Source organism: Bradyrhizobium sp. U531 (genome assembly GCF_051710265.1).
In the GTDB taxonomy this organism is placed as follows: Bacteria; Pseudomonadota; Alphaproteobacteria; order Rhizobiales; family Xanthobacteraceae; genus Bradyrhizobium.
Genome location: NZ_JASVEN010000005.1, coordinates 336,771 through 357,783 on the forward strand (window position 1 = coordinate 336,771; position 21,013 = coordinate 357,783).

At 64.9% G+C, this 21,013-nt stretch carries 3 protein-coding genes (1 of these 3 running past the window's edge); all 3 read right to left on the reverse strand.

What is annotated here, in order from left to right; translation table 11 throughout:
• Positions 1–19,380, reverse strand: partial view of a tandem-95 repeat protein gene (locus QRQ56_RS24075; protein ID WP_438743462.1) — the 5' portion only. 14,490 nt of this gene lie to the left of the window's left edge; 19,380 of the gene's 33,870 nt are visible here — the first part of the coding sequence; it begins with the start codon at positions 19,378–19,380; its stop codon lies beyond the left edge, outside the window.
• Positions 19,381–19,401: 21 nt separating this feature from the next.
• A complete protein-coding gene (locus tag QRQ56_RS24080) occupies positions 19,402–20,088 on the reverse strand; it encodes a hypothetical protein (RefSeq protein ID WP_438743463.1) in 687 nt (228 codons plus the stop codon).
• An 84-nt stretch (positions 20,089–20,172) separates the two neighbouring features.
• Positions 20,173–20,802 (reverse strand): toxin-activating lysine-acyltransferase, encoded by a 630-nt coding sequence (locus QRQ56_RS24085; protein ID WP_438743464.1) that lies wholly within the window; start codon positions 20,800–20,802, stop codon positions 20,173–20,175.
• Positions 20,803–21,013 lie beyond the last annotated feature (211 nt).

Below are 21,013 nucleotides of genomic sequence, written 5' to 3' on the forward strand. Positions count from 1 at the left end.
CCCGGTGCCGCCGTCGAGATCGTCAGCCCCGCCATTGCCGATCAGCAGATCGTCGCCGGCGCCGCCGGCGAGCGTATTGTCGAGATCGTCGCCGCGAATGACGTCGTCGCCATCGGTCGCGGTGCGGGCCAGCGCGACCAGGGTCGACGCGGTCCAGACCGTGCCGTCCGTAAAAGTGACGCGCGAGACGCCCATACCCGGCGTCGCCGGTGAGCCAAGATCGACGCGGTCACCGGTGCCGATGATTTCGAGCACCAGATTGGCCGCGCCGCGCACGACGCGGATGTCGCTGGCCAGAATCCCGGCGGCAAAGCTCAGCGTGTTGGTGCCGGAACTGTCGAGAATAACGTCCTGACCGTCGCCTCGGGCGAACACATAGGTGTCGTCGCCACCCGCGCCCTGCAGCACATCGTTGCCGGTGCCGCCGATCAGCGTATCGGCTCCCGCGCTGCCTTGAAGGGTGTCGTTGCCCGCCTTGCCGTCGAGGGTGATGGAGTTGCCCTGGAAGCTTGCGGGAACCGCGAGCGCATCGTCGCCGCTCGATCCCTGCAGGGATCGCGTCAGCACGTCGTTCCAGGTCCAGTTGGTGCCGTCCGCGAAGGCGATGGTCTCGATGGCGCTGGCGCCGTCGAGCGCGCCGGTGACGCGGACCCGGCCGCCCTCGTTGTTGATGCGCAGCTCGACGTCGCGACCGACCTGCACGACGCTGATGTCGGTGGCCGCGATTCCGGTGGCGAATTCCAGGCGATCGCTGCCGCCGAGATCGGAGATGGTGTCGCGGCCGTCGCCGCGCGCGAAGCGATTGACGTCCGTGCCGGTGCCGCCGAACAGCTGGTCGTCGCCCTGGCCGCCCTCGAACACATCGGTGTCGGTCGCGAAGCTGCCGTCGCCGTAACCGGTGATCACGTCGTCGCCGGAGCCGCCCGACATGATGTCGTTGCCGCCGCCGCCGGTGATCTGGTCGTTGCCTTCCTGGCCCGCGATCAGATCGTTGCCGAGCCCGCCGTCGATCACATCGTTGTCGGCGCCGCCGGCGAGCCGGTCGTTGCCGCCGAAGCCGCTGATGACGTCGTTGCCGCCATTGCCGAAAATGCGATCGTCGAGCGCGCTGCCGTTGAGGACGTGGCCGACATCGTCATCGTTGATGCTGATCGAATTGTCGATCGCGATCGGAACGCCGTCGAAATTGGCCGAGGTCAGCGTCGTGGCGTTGACGCCGAGCAGGCGCACCAGCTCCTGGTCGGGCCCGGACGAGGCCCGCATCATGACGACCGCATCGCTGCCCGATTGCGCCAGGAAGATGCTGCCGCCCTCGAACGGATTAGGATTGCTGGTCATCAGGCGGATGACGTCGCCGCCGGCGCCCGCCTGGAAGTCGGTGATGACGTCGGCGACGATGGCCGTCGCACCTTGCCGGACCGGCAGGTAGTAATAGGTGTCGCGACCGGCGCCGCCGGTCAGCGTGTCGACGGAACCATCGGCGGAAATGTCGCCGAACTGATCGTTGCCGGCACCGCCCGACAGGATGTCGGCTCCCTCGCCGCCCCTGAGGTAATCGTCGCCCGTTCCACCCGTGAGCGTGTCGTCGGCGCTACTGCCGACCAGGAACTCGCCCGTGATCGCGACGTCCTCGACCAGACGGCCGCGCACGTCGGCAAGCGACAGCGTGACCCCGTCGGCCGCGATCTCGAAGGCGTCGACGAGATCGCTGACGCCGCTGCCGAGGCCGTTGCGCACGATGATGCGGTCGGCGCTTCCGGCGAAGCGGATGACGAGGTCCTGGCCGACCGCGCCGAAGCGGATCTGCGACAGGCCATAGCCTTCGATGCGGAGCGTATCGCTGGTGGCGTCGCCGCCGTCGGTGATCGTGTCGGTGCCGTCACCGGCCGCGAACACGTAGGTGTCGGCTCCGGTGCCGCCCGACAGCGCATCGTTGCCGAGACCGCCGACCAGACGGTCGTCTCCCGTTCCGCCGTTGAGCGTGTCGTCGCCGGCGCCGCCGAGCAGCAAATCGTTGCCGTCGAGGCCGGAGAGCGTGTCGTTGCCGCCGCGCCCGTCGAGGCGGTTGGCATCGCTGGTCCCGACCATGGCGTCGGCAGTGTCCTCGCCGATAAACGACTGATCCCGCAGGTCGTTCATCGACCAGACAGTGCCGTCGGCGAAGGCAATGCTCTCGATGACGTTACCCGCATTCACGATCACATCGGTGAGCTTGAGCTCTTCGCCGGTGTCGCGGATCCGCAGCACGAAGCTGCGCCCGTCGGGCGAAGTGACCTTGATATCCCCCGGCGCAACGCCGGCGCCGATCTCGACGCGGTCGGTCCCGCCGGTGTCGGTGAGCGTGTCGCTGCCCTCGCCGCGGCCCCAGCGGTAGACGTCGTCGCCCTGCCCGCCATACAGCGCGTCGTTGCCGGTGCCGCCGACCAGGATGTCGGCGCCGTTCGCTCCGGTCAGGGTATCGTCGCCGGCTTCGCCGAGCAGCGTGGCTGCGCCGAAGGCGATCAGGCTGTCATTGCCCGCGCCGCCCGCGAGGGTTTCGCCACTTGTTGTGCCGAGGATGATGTCGGCGCCCGCGGTCGGCGTCTTCCATCGCGCGACGATGTCGGCGAAATTCCAGACGGTACCGTCGGCGAAGGTGAACTTCTCGATCGCCCTGCCGTCGGTGGTCGAGCCGTTGTTGATGGTGATGCGGTCGTCGCTGTTGACGAACGTGACGACGAGCGTCGAGGAATTGCCGACCAGCGCAACCCTGACGTTGGCGGGATCGATGCCGGCACCGAACTCGATGCGGTCGGTTCCGTTTGCGTCGGTGATGATGTCCTGACCGTCGCCGGCCGCGAAACGATAGACGTCGTTGCCGAGGCCGTCGATCAGATTGTCGTTGCCCTTGCCGCCGATCAGGATGTCGTTGCCGGCATCGCCATTGATGGTGTCGTTGCCGCCATTGCCGTTCAGCGTGTCGTTGCCGTTGCCGCCGGAGATCACATCGTCGCCGGCACCGCCGCGAATGAGATCGTCGCCGTCAAGGCCGGACAGCACGTCGTTGCCGATCGCGGTGCTCGCGACGGCTTGCGTCCGCGTGAGACTCACATTGTCGAGGGAGGCGCCGACGCCATCCTGATTGCCGCTGCCGCGGAAGCTGAGCTGGTTGGTGCCGGCGGCTGCCGTCACCAGCACGCTGGAGCGCACCATCGCCGTGCCGGTATTGTTGAAGCTCGCGACCACCGTGCCGTTCCACAGCACATCGAACGAGCCGTTCCAGTCCCAGGTACGGTTGGCATGGTCGAACTGCACCAGGAGCGTCTCACCCTCGGTGAGACCGGTCACGTCCTGTGCGATCTGAACGTTGGTGCCGCCGGAGCCCGCCCCGTCGAGATCGAGCCAATAATTGCCGTTGGTCGCGGTGACACCGTTGTAGCCGGAATTCATCTGCTCGATGCCGAGCGTCGTCGCCGGCTGCGTGCTGTTGATCCGGCTCCAGCCCGGCAAGGTCGTTGCCGAGTAGCCCCAGCTTTGCGGGCTGGCATCCGCGGCGAGCTGCTCGAAGCTGCCGTTGACGACCAGGTTGGGGCCGACCGGCTGCCATTGCACCGTTCCGCCGCCGTTGATGTCATCGGCCGCAGCCGTCCCGGTCAGGTTGTCGCTGCCGGCAGTGCCGACCAGCTGTGCGCCGCCGGAAGAACTCAGAAGCGTCGGCCGGTTCGAATAGGTCAGCCGCGCCTCGATGTCGGCCGCGGACCACACCGTGCCGTTGGCAAAACGAACTTGCGAGATCACGGCGTCGTGGGCATTGCGCGAGACCCAGACGCGGTCCTCGCTGCCGGCGATCGACAGATAGTAATTGCCCGAGAGATTGGAGGCGTCCGTGAGGACGCTGACCTGCGCGGGGTCGATGGTCGCGTCGAACTCGATGACGTTGACGTCCGCGCCATTGACGGAATCGTAGATCCAGTCTTCGCCGAAGCCGGCAGAGAAGCGGTAGGTGTCGCTGCCGAGGCCGCCAAACAGCTGATCGGATCCGGTCCCTCCGACCAGGATATCGCTACCGCCGTAGCTGTTGATGCTGTCATTGCCGCCGCCACCCTCCATGACGTCGGCGTCGACCGAGCCGTACATGGTGTCGTTGGTGGCGCCTCCGACCAGCGGAATGCCGCCCTGATAGGGATGCTCGATCAGGCTCCAGCGCGCCCTGATGTCGTTGGAGTTCCAGACCGTGCCGTCGGCAAACGCGATGTCGAAGTCGGCGGAGCCGAAGCCGCCGCCCCATGTGATACGGTTCTCGGTCCCCGCCACGCGCAGGATCACGTCGGCATAGGTAATGTCGCCGTTATAGCCGGCCTCGTGCTCGATGATGATGTTGCTGGACGAGATCGAGGAGTCGAAGACGATGTGGTTGACGCCGGATCCCCACTCGTAGATCTGATCCTGGCCGAAGCCCGCCGAGAAGCGGTAGGTGTCGACCCCCTGATTGCCCTGCATCTCGTCGTCGCCGGCACCACCTTCGAGGATGTCGTCGCCGGTGGAGCCGTTGAGGACGTCGTCGCCGGCAAAGCCTTTGAGGGTGGACGCGACGCCGTATTTGGCCTCGAGCTTGTCCCAGCCGCTGGTTCCGAGAACGTCGGTGCCCTGGTCGCCCTCCAGGCTGACGCCCATCCACGGCGCAGCGAGCGAGGCCATGTCGTCATATGTCCAGATCGTGCCGTCCGCGAAATGGATCTCGGAGGTCGCATGCAGACCGTTCAGCATGATCCGGTCGGTGCTGCCGTCGATCGTCAGCAGCATGCTCGGCGGGTAACCGTCTCCCTCGAAGGTAAGATGGACATCCGCCGCGGCAATCGTCGCGTCGAACTCGATGACGTCGGTGTCGTCAGCATAGTACGGCGTGACATAGACCGTATCCGAGCCGAATCCGGCCGAGAAGCGATAGATGTCGTTACCGTATCCGCCGTCCATCTCGTCGTGGCCGGCGCCGCCGATCAGGATGTCGGCGCCGTCGCCACCGTACAGGAGATCGTTGCCGGCGCCGCCGATGATGGTCTCGTTCCCGGCATCGCCGTCGATGCTGTCGTCCAAGGCGGTACCGGTCAGGGTCTGATCGGTCGCGTCGCCCTGGATCACGCTGCCCGGCAGCGCCACGGCGGCGGCCACGAGCTGATCGCGGGTCCAGATCGTCCCGTCGTTGAAACGGACCTCGTCAATCCCCGCGGTTTCATCGGCATAGGCACTGCCGATCGTGATGGAATCGTCCGAGTTGGTTGATCTCAGGATCAGGTCGCCGTACTGCGAGAAGTAGACGGCAATGTCGGCGACGGCGACGGTCGCGTCGAAAACGATCGCGTTGGTCGCGCCGGCGTCGCGGAAATCGTTGATGACGTCGTTACCGAAGCCGCTGGAGAAGCGATAGGTGTCCGAACCGTTGTCGCCGATCAGGATATCGCTGCCCGCGCCGCCATCGAAGATGTCGTCGCCTTCCGCGCCCCACAGGAAGTCGTCACCCGCACCGCCGGTCAGCGTATCGTTGCCGCCGCCTCCGTTGAGGGAATCGTTGTACGTTGTGCCGACCAGCGTGTCGTCCGAGATCGCGCCCTGCAACTTGATGCCCGGCGTCCCCACCGCGGCATTGATGATGTCGTCCAGCGTCCACGTCGTGCCATCCGCGAAGCGGATGCCGGCAATGCTCTGGTAAGGATCCGGCGAAAGCGTGTAGCGGACTTCGATGATGTCGCCGGTGCCCTTGACGTGCACCAGCAGATCGTCGGTGAGGCCGCCGCCCTCGTAGAGATCATAGGGGCGCAGCACCTCGATATCATCAGGTGTCAGGCTGGCATCGAATTCGATCCAGTCGAGCCCGACGTCGCCCGTGGAGATGCTGTCGTGACCGAAGCCCGCCGAGAACCGATAGACGTCGGCACCCGCGTCACCGGACAGGAGGTCGTTGCCGGTCCCGCCGGTCAGGATGTCGGCGCCGGCGCCACCGTAGATGCGATCGTTGCCGCCGCCGCCGAGCAGATTGTCGTCGGTGCCACGGCCTTCGATCAGGTCGTCCTTCGCCGATCCGATCAGGGGATTCGGAATCGGCATGTCCGACGGGGAGAAGGAGCGGTCGTTGCTGGAGAGGCTGACCGCGCGGGCCAGCATCTGCTGCCTGTCGAGCACGGTGCCGTCGGCAAAACGGATCTGCTGGATCGTGTCGAGATCGGCGATCGTGATCCGGTCTTCGCTGCCCGCGAAGCGCAGCCGGGCCTGACCGAAATCGGAATTGCCGTTGCCGTCGGTAAAGACGTCGGCTTCCAGCACGAAATCATCGATCGAGAGCGAGGAATCGAACACGATGATGTTGTTGCTGCCGTTCGACGTGTATTCCTGAATCGTGTCCTGGCCGAAGCCCGCGGAGAACCGGTAGGTGTCCGCGCCGGCACCGCCCGTCAGCATATCGTTGCCGGTGCCGCCGATCAGAACGTCGTCGTAGGCGCTGCCGGTCAGCTCGTCGTAGCCGCCGCGACCATCCAATGTGCCGCCAGCCGCATAGGCCGACGCGTTGAGGAGTTCGGCAACATCGGTCCCGACGATGGCATTGCCGACAGCCGCCCCGATCTGAGTGATGCCACCGCGGTCGTTGGCATCGGCCAGCGCAAGCATGCCGGTGAAGTCGAGCGTGCTGCCGTCAGCGAAGCGGATTTGCTCGATCCGGCTCCAGTCGGTATCGATGCCGCGCGAGACCGTGATCTTGTCCTCGGTCCCCGCAATGGCAATGATCAGATCCTGGCCGTTGCTGGCGCGCGTGAACGAGAGGTCGGCGACGGCGATTCCGGCCCCGAACAGAATCGTGTCGTTGCCGTAGCTCCAGTCGCTGATGATGTCCTGGCCGTCGCCCCGGTTGAACACATAGGTGTCGTTGCCGTTGCCGCCACGCATCCAGTCATTGCCGGTGCCGCCGATCAGGATATCGTCGCCGTCGCGGCCATCGAGGATGGTGTCGTTGCCGGCGCCCCCCGAGATCGTGTTGGCGAACTGGTCGCCCGCGAACGTGTCGTCGCCGCTGGTCGGCGTCAGCGAGCGGTCGAGCAGCTGCGAATAGCTGAGCGTGCTGCCGTCGCTGAAGCGCAGCAGTTCGATCCGGCTCCAGTCGGTATCGATGCCCCGCGAGACAGTGATCTTGTCCTCGGTTCCCGCGATGGCGATCACAAGGTCCTGGCCGCTATTGGCCTGCGTCACCACCAGATCGGCGGCCGTGATGCCGGCGCCGAGCTGGATGGTGTCATTGCCGTAATTCCAGTCGCTGATGACGTCCTGACCGTCACCCCGATTGAAGATATAGGTGTCGTTGCCGGTGCCGCCGCGCAGCCAATCGTTGCCGGCCCCGCCGATCAGGGTGTCGTCGCCCTCGCGGGCGTCCGAGATGGTGTCGTTGCCGACCCCGCCCGAGATCGTGTTGGCAAACTGGTCACCTGAGAACGTGTCGTTGCCGGCCGTCGGCGCGAGCGACCGATCGACCATCTGCGTGTAGCTGAGCGTGCTGCCGTCACTGAACCGCAGCTGCTCGATCCGATTGTAGTCGGTGCTGAGGCCGCGCTCGATCGTGATCCTGTCGTCGGTCCCAGTGAAGGTGATGACGAGGTCCTGGCCGCTGTTGCCTTGCGTGACCACGACGTCGGCGGCCGTGATGCCGGCACCGAACTGGATGGTGTCGGTCCCGTAATTCCAGTCGCTGATGATGTCCTGACCGTCACCGCGGTTGAACACATAGGTATCGTTGCCGCCGCCGCCGCGCAGCCAGTCGTTGCCGGTCCCGCCGGTCAGGGTGTCGTTGCCGTCACGAGCATCCGCGAAGGTGTCGTTGCCGGCCCCGCCGGACAGCGTGTTGGCCGAATTGTCGCCGTTAATCGTGTCGTCGCCCCAACCGCCCTGAACCGGCGTTGCGCCGCTGGCGGTCAAGGTCTGGTTGGCAACCACGGTGAACGCGGCACCGGCAAAATTGACGCTGGTGAGGCTCGCCGGCGAAACGTTGTCCAGGCGCAACAGCAGCCGGGCGTCCGCAAAGCTCTGCGTCCCCTGCTCGGCGAAATAGATCAGCGTGTCGGCGCCGACCGCGCGCGCCAGCAGCGTTCCGGACAATCCTTCGGCGATGGCGATGTCGAGACTGTCGCCGGCATCACCGCTCTTGAAGTTGGTGACGACGTCGACACGGTCGCCCCACCGCGAAAGCGGCACGAAAACGTCATAGGTGTTTTGCGCGGCCGCACCCGCAAGCTCGCGCGCGAACAGGCCCGAGCCGATCTGCTCGACGGTGCCGACTGTCAACGGGTCGGCGCCGGCCCCTTGCAGGGTCGCGACCGAGAGGATCTGGACCCGCTGATCGTTGGTCGCGCCGCCCGTCGCAGCGCCGAAGCCGTACCAGACGTCGGAATCGCCTCCGAACAGGCTGCCGACGACATCATAGGTCTTGCGCCCGATCAGCGTGCCGTCGACGCTGTAGCTGAAGGTCTTGCTCGCCGCGTCCCAGCTGATGACGACATCGTGCCAGGCCGCGTCCTCGAGCTGGCTGAAGTCGTGCCGGGGATCGAAATTGTCGTCGCCGGTCTGGCCGTTGACGACGAACTGGCTGAAATCGGTCGCCTGCCCCCAGGTGTCGAAAATGATGCCGAACGAGCCGGAGACCAGCGCGCCCATGCCGCCGCCGCCCGATCCCGTCAGCTCGCTTGCGCTCTTGTTCTGGACGGCGAAGGACAGGCCGTCGGCGCCGCCTTCGTTGGCGCCGAAGAACATCTTCGTGGTCCAGACCACGTTCTGCGAAAGGTCGATGCTGCCCCAGACCGCGCCGGACCTGCTGCCGGCTTCGGGGGTCAATTGATAGGTGCCGCTGCCGACCTCGCTGGCGGATCCGACCACGGCAAGGCCGGTGACCGGCCGCGAAACGGCATCGTAACGGGCAAGTCCGATCGTCGCGGATCCCTGCGATCCTCCACCGCCTCCGCCGGAGCCCGCGCCCGCGAACACCGGCGCGGCGAACGGATCGGACGACGAATTGCTCGGATGCAGCACGTGCTCGGCCGCATCGGGCGTGAGTGCGCGCGAGAGCAGCGTCGCCGCGCTCCATTGCGTGCCGTCGTTGAATCGCACGACGTCGATCGGAGGCGCGCTCGCCGTCGCCTGGCCGACGATCGTCAGCCGGTCGTCGCTGCCGGCGAAGCGCAGCACGAGATCGTTGCCGTCCCTGACGACGACGACGTCGCTCGGAACGATCCCGCTGTTCAGGCGTAGCGTGTCGCTGGAGCTGGTCGCGTTGGCGGCCTCGCGGATCGTGTCGCGGCCATAGCCCCGGCCGAACACGTAGGTGGTGTCGCCGACGCCGCCGGCGAGCACATCGTCGCCCGCGCCGCCGTCGAGGGTGATCGCGAGGTCGAGCTGCGGGCCGAAATCGATGGAATCGGCGCCGGCGCCGGTCGACGCCGCCGCATGCGAGACGATGTCGGCGAGCTGCCAGACCGTGCCATCGGCGAACTCGAACTGCTCGATCCCGAAATTGTTCGCGCTATTTCCGGCGCGGAACATGTCCTTGATCGTCAGGCGGTCGTCGCTGCCGACGAGGCCGATCACGAGGTCATTCGGCCCGACCGAGAGGAAGCGGATGTCGCTCGGCAGGATGCCGGCGCCGAAATGGACCTTGTCGACCTTGGACGCATCGCTGGTCTCGACATCGGCGATAGTGTCCTGCCCGTCGCCGCGGCCGAAATAATAGAGATCGGCGCCGCTGCCGCCTTCCACGAGATCGTCGCCCTTGCCGCCGGTGAGGACGTCGGCGCCCCTTCCACCTTCGATATGGTCGTTGCCGAGACCGCCGGAGATCACCGAGCCGATGTCGGGATTGGCGAGATCGGAGGGAATGATGATGTGGTCGTCGCCGTCGGTCGATGCGATCGAGGCGGCAAGGGTTCGGTAGCTGAGGCTGCGGCCGTCGGCAAAGACCACCTTGGCGATGACCGGATCGATGTCGCCGGCGGGATCGACCAGCGTAACGCGGTCGTCGGTGCCGTTGATCGACAGCACGATATTGCCTGCGGCATCCCGCGTCGCGACGATGTCCTCCAGCGCGATGCCGGTACCGAAGACGAGCGTTCCCTTGCCGTCGGCCGAGCCGTTGCTCTCGATGCGGTCCTGCCCGTCGCCGCGCCCAAACCGGTAAACGTCGTCGCCGCCGCCGCCGATGATCACGTCATCGCCGGTGCCGCCGCTGAACGTCTCGCTGCGCCCGGAGCCGACGATGCGGTCGTCCTGCCAGGTGCCGACATCGGCGGCCATGTCGCGGAGCTGGTCGAGCGTGAACGAGGTGCCGTCGCTGAAACGAACCGCGTCGACGCCGTTCCAGCCCCAGACGTAGCGCAGCACGATCTGATCGGTCGAATCGGCAAAGGACAGCACGAGTTCGTTGCGCGCCGGGTCGATCTGCGAGACGCGCAGCTCGTCGGGCCGGTAGCCGGTGATGGCGAGCGTGTCGTTGCCGGAGGCATCGTCGATCACGTCGCGGCCGTCGCCGCGCGTGAAATTGTAGGTGTCGTCGCCGGCCCCGCCGCTCAGCAGGTCGTCTCCGGCGCCGCCGGCAATGACGTCCGCGCGGCCGCTGCCGACGATGATGTCGTTCCCCGCGCTCGCCTGCCCGGCGATGGCGGCCTGCACCAAGGTCGCCCCGCTCCAGGTGACGCCGTTGGTGAATTCGATGTTCGGCAGGCTGCCATTGCCGAGCGCGCCCCGGACGATCAGCTGGCTTCCCGACGAGAACGAGACGACGAGATCGGTCGAGTCGGTCGCAACCAGCCGGACCGTGGCATCGCTCGAGGCATAGGCCGAGAGCACGATGGTCGCGCTGGTCACGCCGAAGGGCATCTCGACGCTGTCGATGCCTTCCGAGGCGCCGATGACGACGCGGGAATCCTGCGCCAGGATGAGCCGGTCATGGCCGGCGCCGGGACGCAGCGTGCTGGCGGCCGGCAGCTCCCTGAGGTCGACGAGGTCCTGGCTGGCGTTCGACAGGCCGTCGCGGATGATGCCGCGCACGTCCTCGATCGACAGCGTGGTGCCGTCGGCGAAGACGAAGCTCTCGACGGGCCTTGCGCTGTAGCCGGACAGGATGGCGAGCCGGTCGATGCCGTTGCCGATCGAGATAAGCAGGTCGCCGTCGATGTTGCTGAAATGGACGAGGTCGGCGGTGATGCCTTCGCCGAACACGATCTTGTCGACGCCGCCGGCGTCGTCGACGCTGTCGCTGCCGTCACCGATGCCGAACTTGTAGGTGTCGTTACCGAAGCCGCCCTCGAGCGCGTCCTGGCCCGCGCCGCCCGACAGCGTATCGTTGCGGTTGTCGAAGCCGATCAGATGGTCGTCGCCGGCGGTGCCGGTCAGCATGCGGTCGATGATGGCTTCAACGGACAGAATCCGCCCGTCGGCGAACTCGAACTGCTCGACACGGCTGGTCGACAGGCCGTTGACGATAGTCAGGACATCGAGGCCGCTGCCGAGATCGATGATGAGATCGTTGCCATTGCGGCTGACGACGATGTCCTCGAAGCGGACGGAGGCGCCGAACACCACGCGATCGACGATGCCGGCCGAGTCCGGCCGCTCGATGATGCGGTCGAAGCCGTAGCCGGCCGAGAAGGCGTAGGTGTCGGCGCGGTTGCCGCCGTATAGCGTGTCGTCGCCCTGCCGCCCGTCCAGCACGTTCTCCTGTTCGAGCAGGCCCGTGATGATATTGTCGCCGCGGTTGCCGCCGGCGATCTGGAGCAGTTGCTCGACGTCCGAGATCTTGATGGTGGAACCGTCGAAGAAGCGGAACAGCTCGACGCCGTCCTCGGCGTCGCGGAACTGGTTGCGGATGCGCAGCGTGTCCGAGCGGCCGGTGATCGAGATCAGGAGGTCATTGCCGTCCTTGGTGAAGACGACGTTGTCGCGGGTGATGCCGCCGCCGAACTGGACGACGTCGTCCACCGGCACGTGCACGCCGCGCCGGTCGGACCAGCTCGCGCGCGCGCGGCGGTCGACGATGACGTCCTGGCCGTAGCCGGCGTCGAACCTGTAGGTGTCGCCGCCGTCGCCGCCGATCAGCGTGTCGTTGCCGCCGAGCCCGTCGAGGGTTTCGGCGAAATTCGAGCCGGTGATGGTCTCGTCGCCGTTGGTCCCGACGAGGTCGATATCTTCTGGATTGACGTCGAGGAACGAGACCGTGCGGTCGGTGAAGACCAGGCTCTCGACCGCATTGGTCTGGCCGTCGTCGCGCACATACTGGTTCTCCAGCACGAAGCGCTGGCCGGTGGCGCGGACGGTGATGACCAGGTCGAGCGCAGTGCGGGAGAAGTCGACGTCGGTCGAGGCGATGCCCGAGAGAACGACCTGGTCGTTGCCCGAGCTGTCGAGGATGGTGTCGTTGCCCTCCCCGAGCGCGACGTAATAGACGTCGTTGCCGCCGAAGCCGACCAGACGATCGTCGCCGGCGCCGCCGTCGATCGAGTCGGACAGCTCGTCATAGCCGTAGATCGTGTCGTTGCCGGCGGTCTTGGCGATATCGATATAATGCTGGGCCAGCTTGAAGCCGGTCCAGACCGTGCCGTCGCCGAACTGGATGTCCTCGATGACGTTGATGAAGCCGAGGATCGGAACGGTGGCAAGGAAGTCCTGCAGCACGACTTCATCGGTCGTGCCCTTGATGCGCATGCGCAGCGTATCGGTTGCGCCGTCGCGCAGGAAGTCGAGGTCGGTCCAGCGGATCTCGTCGATGAACTTCAGCTTGTCGTGTTGCGGCGGATCGAACAGGCCGGGAATGGCGTTGTCGAGCACGACGTCGCGGCCATAGCCGCGGCCGAAGATATAGGTGTCGTCGCCCTCCTTGCCGGACAGGAAGTCGTTGCCGGCGCCGCCGTCGAGCGTGTTGGCGTTGATCATGCCGTAGATCGCGTCGTCATTCGCGGTCCTGGCGTTCTCCAGCACCTTCTGCACGATATCGGTGAATTCGAGGCTGGAGCCGTCGTCGAAGACGAAGCGCTCGATCAGGTTCGGCGCGACGTAGTCCAGGCCGTCGCTCGAGCCGAGCGCCTCGGAGAACAGGCCGATGCCGGTCCTGATGCCGGCGAACTGGCCCTTGATGACGAGCGTGTCGCCGGTCGGCTGGCCATTGTCGTCGAGGAAAACGATCAGCAGATCCGGGCTTTCGCCGTCGCGGATCAGCTTCAAATTCTCAAGCTTGATGCCGCCCTTGAAGCTGAGCACGTCGATGCCGGCCTTGACCGGCCCGAACGAGAAATTGCCGAGGTCGTCGATGACGTCCTGTCCGTCGCCGGCCTGGAAGACGTAGATGTCCCCGCCGGCACCGCCGCTCATATAGTCGTTGCCCTTGCCGCCCCAGAGGATGTCGGCCGAGCCCGAGCCCATCAGGCTGTCGTTGAACTGGCCGGCGGCCCGCTCCCTGTCGAGTACCTCCATCGACATGCGGAAGCGGTCCCAGGCGACGCCGTCGGCGAACACGATGGCGCTGACGCCGGAATCGGCCCGCTTGCCGTTGCTCAAGAGCTCGTTGTTCTCGCCGAGGAACTGGTCGGTCAGGCGGATGGTGTTGGTGCGGCCGCGGATCTCAAGGATCAGGTCCTCGCCGTCGCGGATCGCCTTGACGTCGGTCGAGAGCACATCGGTGAGGCGCAGTTCGTCGCTGTCGCCGAAGTCCTTGTCGTCGATGACGTCGTCGCCGGAATTGCGCCCGACAAAATAGAAATCGGCGCCTTTGCCGCCGCGCAGGGTCTGGTTGCCCGCGGTCATGTAGAAATAGTCGGTCGCATCGGTACCATTGACGATGACGTCGCCGGCCGTGTGGGTGATGATGCGCTCGTCGCTGATCCCGAGCGCATGCGCGACGCCGCGGATGTCGAGATCGACGCCGACGGTCTCGAAGGCCGGCAGCATCATCTGCATGATGAAGGCCTGGTTGACCGCGAGCGTCGAGCCGCCGAGATTGCCTTCGCCTGAGGGGTGATAGTCCGGATAGACCTGCGCCAGGATGCCGTTCCACTGCGCGAGATAGTCGAACACAGCATCGCCGGTGTTGCTGGCCGGCGCGCCGGCGAAAATCGCCTCGAACATCGGGGCGAGCTCGCGGTTCGTCGTCGGCTTGTAGCTGTCGGTGGCGAGGTCGTAGCTGACGCCCCGGAAGAAGTCCTTGAGGCCGCCCTGCATCGCGATACGCACCGCGTAGCGGCGCGAGGTCGAGATGTACTCGGTCATGACCGGCTGCAGCATGTCGATCATGGTCGCGATGCCGGAGACGTAGTGCGCCGGATCGGTCGACAGGTTCGCGCTGCCGCCGGGGCCGACGGCATAGGCGATGTGCCCGGTCGCATTGTCGAGCTGCGCCGTCAGCATTTCGGGGTTGAAGTCGATGCCGCCGAGCGAAGTCGCGAAGTGGAACTGCGCCGGCGTCAGCATCTCGACGCGATAGGTGGAATCGTCGGTCGAATTCACCTCGTCGAGCGTATCGAAGTCGATCGCGTAATTGCGCAGGTTGAATTCGCGGCTGTCACCGGTCTTCCATTCCAGCTGCAGCGCACGGTCGAGATTGCGCGCCCAGACATAGAACGTGCCGTCCTGGTCGGTGACCTTGACGGTGTAGTCGACGGCGATGCCGTCGGTGAAGCGCACGCCGATCTTGTCGACGGGAAGGTTGGCGTAGGGGTTGAAGCCGAGCTGCTCGGTCCGCCATTCGGTCCCGGTGGGATGGGCGAGCGCGAGGATCGCGTCCTTGCTGGCGTAGCTGGTGGCGGCATCGGAGGCGAGCTTCCAGCTGCCGTCGGCCTGCTTGATGCCGTAGTCGAGAATGACCGCGCGCCCGTTGACGACGCTCATCAGATAGGGCGCGGCATCGCGATCCGTCAGCGCGGCGTCGCGGTCGGACGGCGACCATGTCTGCTCCAGGCGCCAAGCGGCACCTGACGCTGCCGCCTGCGCCAGCACGTCCTGCATGGTGGCGCGCGCGATCGGCTGGCCCTGCGCGTCGAGCACCGGTGCGCCGGAGGCGAGCGTCCAATGGCCGCCCTGGCCGTCCTCGACATAGACGCCGCGGTCGAGCAGCACGGCCTTGCCGCCTGCGTCGGTGCCGACCAGCACCGGCGTCAGCTCGCGCGTCTGCTCCAGCGCCTCGCCCCAGGCGCCGAGCAGCTCGCCGGCCTGCGCCACCAGCGTGCGCAGCTTCGGAACCGTCATCGCCGCCGCCGTCGAGGTCACCAGCTCGCCGAACGCGATGTCGTTGGCGGCGGCGACCGCAAGGTTGGTCACCCGCCCGAAGCCCTTGACGTCGAGCGTCGCGCTCGACTGCCAGGCCGCATGGCCGGCCTCGCCGGCATATCGGGTGTCGGTGTCGTTCGAGGCCAGGATGGCGTCGAACATGTGCCTGACGGGGCCGGTCTGGAAGGTGATGTCGCCGACGCCGGTGAGCCGCGCGCCATTGGGCGTGGTGATGTCGATCGCGGTGGCGCCGAGATCGATGCTGATGATGCCGAGCTGATCGAGCGTCTTCAGCTCGCCGGCATCGGTGATGCCGTCGCGGTCATAGTCCTGCCAGACCTTCAGCTCCGACCACAGCACGTCCGCCGCCGTGATCTTGCCGTCGCCGTTGGAGTCGAGCTGCGCGAGCTGGGCGAAGCCGGACCGTCCGACGCCGCCGAACATCTCCGAGATGTCGTCGATCCCGCCATTGCCGTTGAGGTCGCGGACCAGGAAGCCGTCGTCGCCCTTCAGCCAGCCGGTGCGTTCGGCGAACAGATCGTTGTCGATGTCGAAATAGACCTGCCCGGTGGCAAGCTCGGTCGTCTCGATGCCGTCGCCGTCCAGGTCGATCACCAGCGGATCGGCGGCGTTGGACCATCGCATGCCTTCCGCAAACCGCGCCGCAGCCGCGGACAGCGTCAAGGCCTGGTCGACCAGCGCCATGCCGCCATACTGCGCGGCCAGGGCCATGCCGATGACGCCGACCAGCGGCTGAACCTGCTCCATGAGGTCGGCCAGCGGATTGACCGCCTTGAACACCATGCCGAGATCGCCTTCGCCGGCAAGCTCGGCCTGGTGCTGCCCGATGAAGCTGCCGACCAGGTCGAAGTTCTCGACCTTCATCCAGCCCTTCAGGATGCCCTGCGCATCCAGCGCCTGTTGCGCCTTGTAGGAATCGCTCGCGGTGCCGCTGAACACCGCCGTGAACAGCTGGTCGAACTGGTTGGTCACATACATGTCCAGCCCGCCATTGGCGTTGGGCCGGAACACATAGGTCATCCAGGGGAACAGATCGTCGAAATAGACCGAGCGGGCCGGATCGTATTTGCCGTTCTCGTCGAGGGAATTGTAGAAATTGGCCATGCCGATGGTGGCGCCGAGAAGTCCACCGAACGCGGCAAGACCCGCGATGCCGCCTTCGGCATCGCCGCCGGTCAGAGTGAGGCCGTAGAACTTGAGAACGTCGTGGTGCTGCGCGTCCTTGATGATGGTATTGGCCGAGTACCAGAAATTGTCCGCATTCTCGGCCGTATCTTCGACCTGGGTCGGCGTGGTCTTCTGGCTGCCGTCCGGATTGAGCACCGGATTGCCATCCTCGTCGAAAACCGGCTTCTCATAGTAGCCGCCGACGGCGTCGCCCCAGATGATGCCGCCGTTCGAGGTGTTGTAGATCCAGTCCTTGCCGAGGCCGCCGGCGGCGATGCCGCGGTCACCGCCGACGAGCAGAATGTCGTCGTTACCCGCTCCGCCATCGACCGTGAGCGACAGCTCCTCGGCCGCCCTCGGGCCGTCCGGCTTGGAGAGATCGATGAGCTCGCCGGCGTCCTTGTGTCCGGCGCCGTAGTAGATCAGGAGGTCTTTGCCGTCGCCGCCCGAAATCTTGCCGAATCCGTCGTGATTGGCAGTGCCGAAGAAGCCCTGCTGCACACCGAGAAGATTCGACAGATTGCCGCCGAAATAGACGTCGTCCTTGCTAGTGAGGATGACGTTCTCCGCGCCACGGAAATGCAGCTCTGCCTCGGGCTTGAAGAACGCTCTCAAGAGCTTCAGCGCGACCGAATTCGTCAGATCGACGATCCCGCCGGCGCCGCCGGAATTGTCCGCAACGGAGCCGTTGATCGTGATGACGCCGTTGGTCCGCGCCTCGAACGATACGGTGTCGAAATCCTGCTCGCCCAAAACCCCGCTCTTGGGAGCGCTGAGGTCGACAATGACCGGCAGCTTGCTGAGGTCATCGCTGATGGAGACGAAGTCGGCTCGCTCGCTCAGTTCCACGATGTCGATATCGATCATGATATCGCTGCTGACCTGACCGGTATTGAGGTCGCGCACGGTCAGCTTGATGCCCTTGCTCGTTCCGTAAGTGACCAGCTCGCCGGAGACGATCTGCAGGCCCTTCGCGGCGAGTTGATGCGTGACGGGATCCTCGACGCTGTAGTGGACCTTGTCGACATCGCCGGCTCCCACGAGGCCGCGCAGATAGTCCAGGAAGCCCTGCACCATCGACTTGTCGAGGGTATCGCCGACATAGATGTCGCTGCCGTCGTCCTGCGGGCTGTGCACCTCGCCGATCTGGTCGATGAATTCGTCGTTGCCGGTGCCGCCAAGCACCATGTCCCGGCCGCCGCGGGAATAGACCACATCGTTGCCGGCGCCGAGGATCAGGAGGTCATTGCCGGAGGTGCCGTGCACCTCGTCGTCGCTCTGCGTGCCGATATAGACATCGACATGCACCTGATCGCCCTTGATCTCGGGGATCTTGTCCTTGTACGAACGTTCAGTGAGCGTGATTTCGTGGTCGTCGTCAGACGTGGCGATATGGTAGCGATCGAAGATCGATCCGGACGATGCCTCCCAGAAGGCGGCGAGCTTCTTGAGCGCCTCCTCATCGACCTTGGAAGCCGCAAACCCGGTAATCCCCGTGATCAGCCGGGATATCGTAGATGGATTCGTCTCGGCAGATTGGTCGAAGAACGCCGCGCGGAATGCGTCTTCATAGATGGGCTTGAGACGGTCTGGAGCGCCTGAGACGCCACCCGCCTTCAACACGTCGCCCCAGAGAATGCTGGAAAGATCAAGCGCGAGAGCCGTTCCGTCGTCGTCCACAGCGACTATGCCGTCGTCCGCACCGGCGCCTGCTCCCAAGACCTGCCGCAGTTCGGTTACTTCGACGTCATATTGGGCGAGCGCGCCAGCATATTGCGTGGCAAGATTGGCGATCTCCTGCGTGACATCAACGGTGCCGAAGAGCCACCCCGTTACTGTTTTGCTGAAGAACGAAGCCGGCGTCGCGCCATCGCTGAACAGGCTTCCGAGCTCCGCATAATCATTAAACATGGAAGCAATAGCGGTATCGCCGAACGGCTTTTGATCAGCCCCCATGCTCGGATCGATCACCGAATAGGCGATCTTCTTCTGCATCGTCGAAAAGTCTGTTATGCCCGCCGCGTTTGCAATCTCGTCTGAATACAAGGCTCCGACCGTTTGATTGTAGACCGGCGTCCACAACGAGTCGTAACCATTGACAGCCGAAAATTCCTTGATGTTCAGGAAGCTTTGCCAGTGAAGGTTGATCTGCTTTCCGAGCCCCGCACCGAGAAAGCCTAAGATCACGTTCAACCAGGTTGAAACCGAAGGGACGGCGGTGAGATTGTCGATGGCCGATTGGCTTCCCACACTGATGGTGGGAATAGCCTGAAGCATTCGGATGTTACCCGCGACATCGCCGGGCGTGACGAGCGCCTTGAGGGACGTGCGGTCGATCTCCGGAATGTTTCCGTCGGGGTAGAACGTATCGACGATGTCCTGCGGAACGACCCAGCCAAGATACGTCAAATCCACAAGAGGACCAGCGGCCGCCCGCAAGAGCGCGGCGGCGTATATGAAGGTCGAGGTGATTTCAAACGGGACGTTGTTGTAGAGAACCGCTCGGGTCCCGTAGAGACTGCCGACCGTTCCAGCCAGCGCGCCTCCGAGCGAATGGCCGGTCAGGACGATCGTCTTGTCGGGATATTTGCTCTTGATCGCTTGATAATATTTCGCGGCCAACGCGGCCTGCGACGGGACGCCGACGCCACTGGTGAACTGTGCATCGTTGGCTGCGTCATTAAGATCGTCGCTGCCGCGATAGGAAATGACGATCGTACCGTCCAAGTCGGTGTTGGTGCCGGCCACCGAATAGGTGGTCGCATTAAACCCGGAGGCATTCAGGGCATTTTGCAGTTCCGCCGAAAGTGGCAGCTCATCGTTCGGAACCACGCTGGCGCCGCCGATCTTTGTACCTACGCCGTCGACCCCCGCTCCAAAGCCCTGATTGTAGGCGTCCATGGCGAGGAGTGCGAGAATTTGATCGCTATTCATGGCCGATGTCACTTTCTCGAATCAAAGTGTATCGATGTCGATGAGATTGGCGGGACCGATGGGTGGCAAATCGGGACCCGCATTGAGCCGAAACCATCCGACCTGCCGCGACAGCCACGGCAGGATATTTCTTATGCCTCGTGTCACCGCATCATCGGTAATCTCGATTGTCACGCGTACGAGGCGGAAGCCGGGACCGAAGCTTTTAGCCAGATCGTCAGGATCGACGAGTTCCGCCGTCGCCGGATCCTTGATGTCGCGAAAGCGCAGGAAGCGTGGAAAAAGTCTTTGCGGTAGAGCGACCGGACCGCGGCCCTTCGCCGCCTGAACCTGCCTGAAAGTATCCGGCGACCAATAGAGCTTCTCGTCGCCGAAAAGTTTTGGTGCGATCAGCCCGGTGCATTGAGTCTCCTGGCTGTGCTGGTAGCCGAGAATCGCAAACAGGAACTGGCCTCTGCCGAGATCGATGGTCGTCGCGTCGCCTCGCAACGACAGATGATAGAGCGCGCCGCCCCAACCGCCCGAAAAGAAATTCTTGGCCCACGAAACAGATACGACGGAAAACCCGGAAACCTCTCCTTGAGGGGTCGATACCGTCACCGTCAGCTTCTGATTCCAGGAATAGATCGGGTAGTTGAGCTTCCACCACACGATCGCACCAGCAGTGAGGACCGCCAGGAGCAGCAGCACTTTTGTCAACCCGCTCATGCGGCAAGCTTTTCCATGCAGGTGCCCTGGACGTTCGCGTCGGCATGCTTACGCTGCCCACAGGCGCCCCCGTGTGATTTCGCTTTATGATCGGGGCTCACCACGCGCTTGTTTGGGTTCAGCCTCCTCCACCGGCCGTACCTTCATCTTCTCCAGCACCGCCGGATCAACCAGCTGGCTCACGATCGGATGAATGCGCACCGGCTTGTCCTTCACCACCTGCTTGAAATTGGCGAGCACGGCGGTGGCGACTTTTTGCGAGGGGGCGATGACGTCGAGCAGCCATGTGGTGTCGCCGCTGGCCCAGTCCTCGGCTTTGAGCCGAACCGGGAACACGCGCGCCTGAATCTGCTCGCGGATCTTGGCGTCGACTTCTTCGGAGACGCTCGCCCAGATCGCGATGCCGGCGGTCTCCTCGACCTTGCCTTCGCCGCCCGCCTTGGCGATCGCGATGCGGTCGCGCGTCATCGGCTCGACGACGAGATGCATGACGTCGGCCAGGGTCTGGTTGCGGTAGCGCGGCAGGTTCAGCATGGCGAGGACGACCTCGCCGACGCCAGCCTGGATCCTCATCTTGAACGCGGCGATTTGCGCCAGCACTTGCGGATCGAGCGCGCGCTCTTTCGCATTCGCGGGTTCGGCCGCAGCTCCGCCTTTGATCCCGTTCAATGCCGGCTTGGCGGCCGCTGCCGTCTCGTTCGCGCTTTTTGCCATGGCTCTAGCTCCCCACATTCAGCCCGTTCGACGGGGCTTTTCATGATCAACGGGGAAATGAGCCTGCCGCAGCAGCCAACGGCCCGTCCGGGCCGCTCGCCTGCCGACGAGAAGAATCCGTCCCCTGCACAATACCCGCTCCGGTTGTATCGGCGGTCGCCATGGAAGCGGATAAATAGTTCCGGCGCAGGTGATAGGACGCAGCCCCACT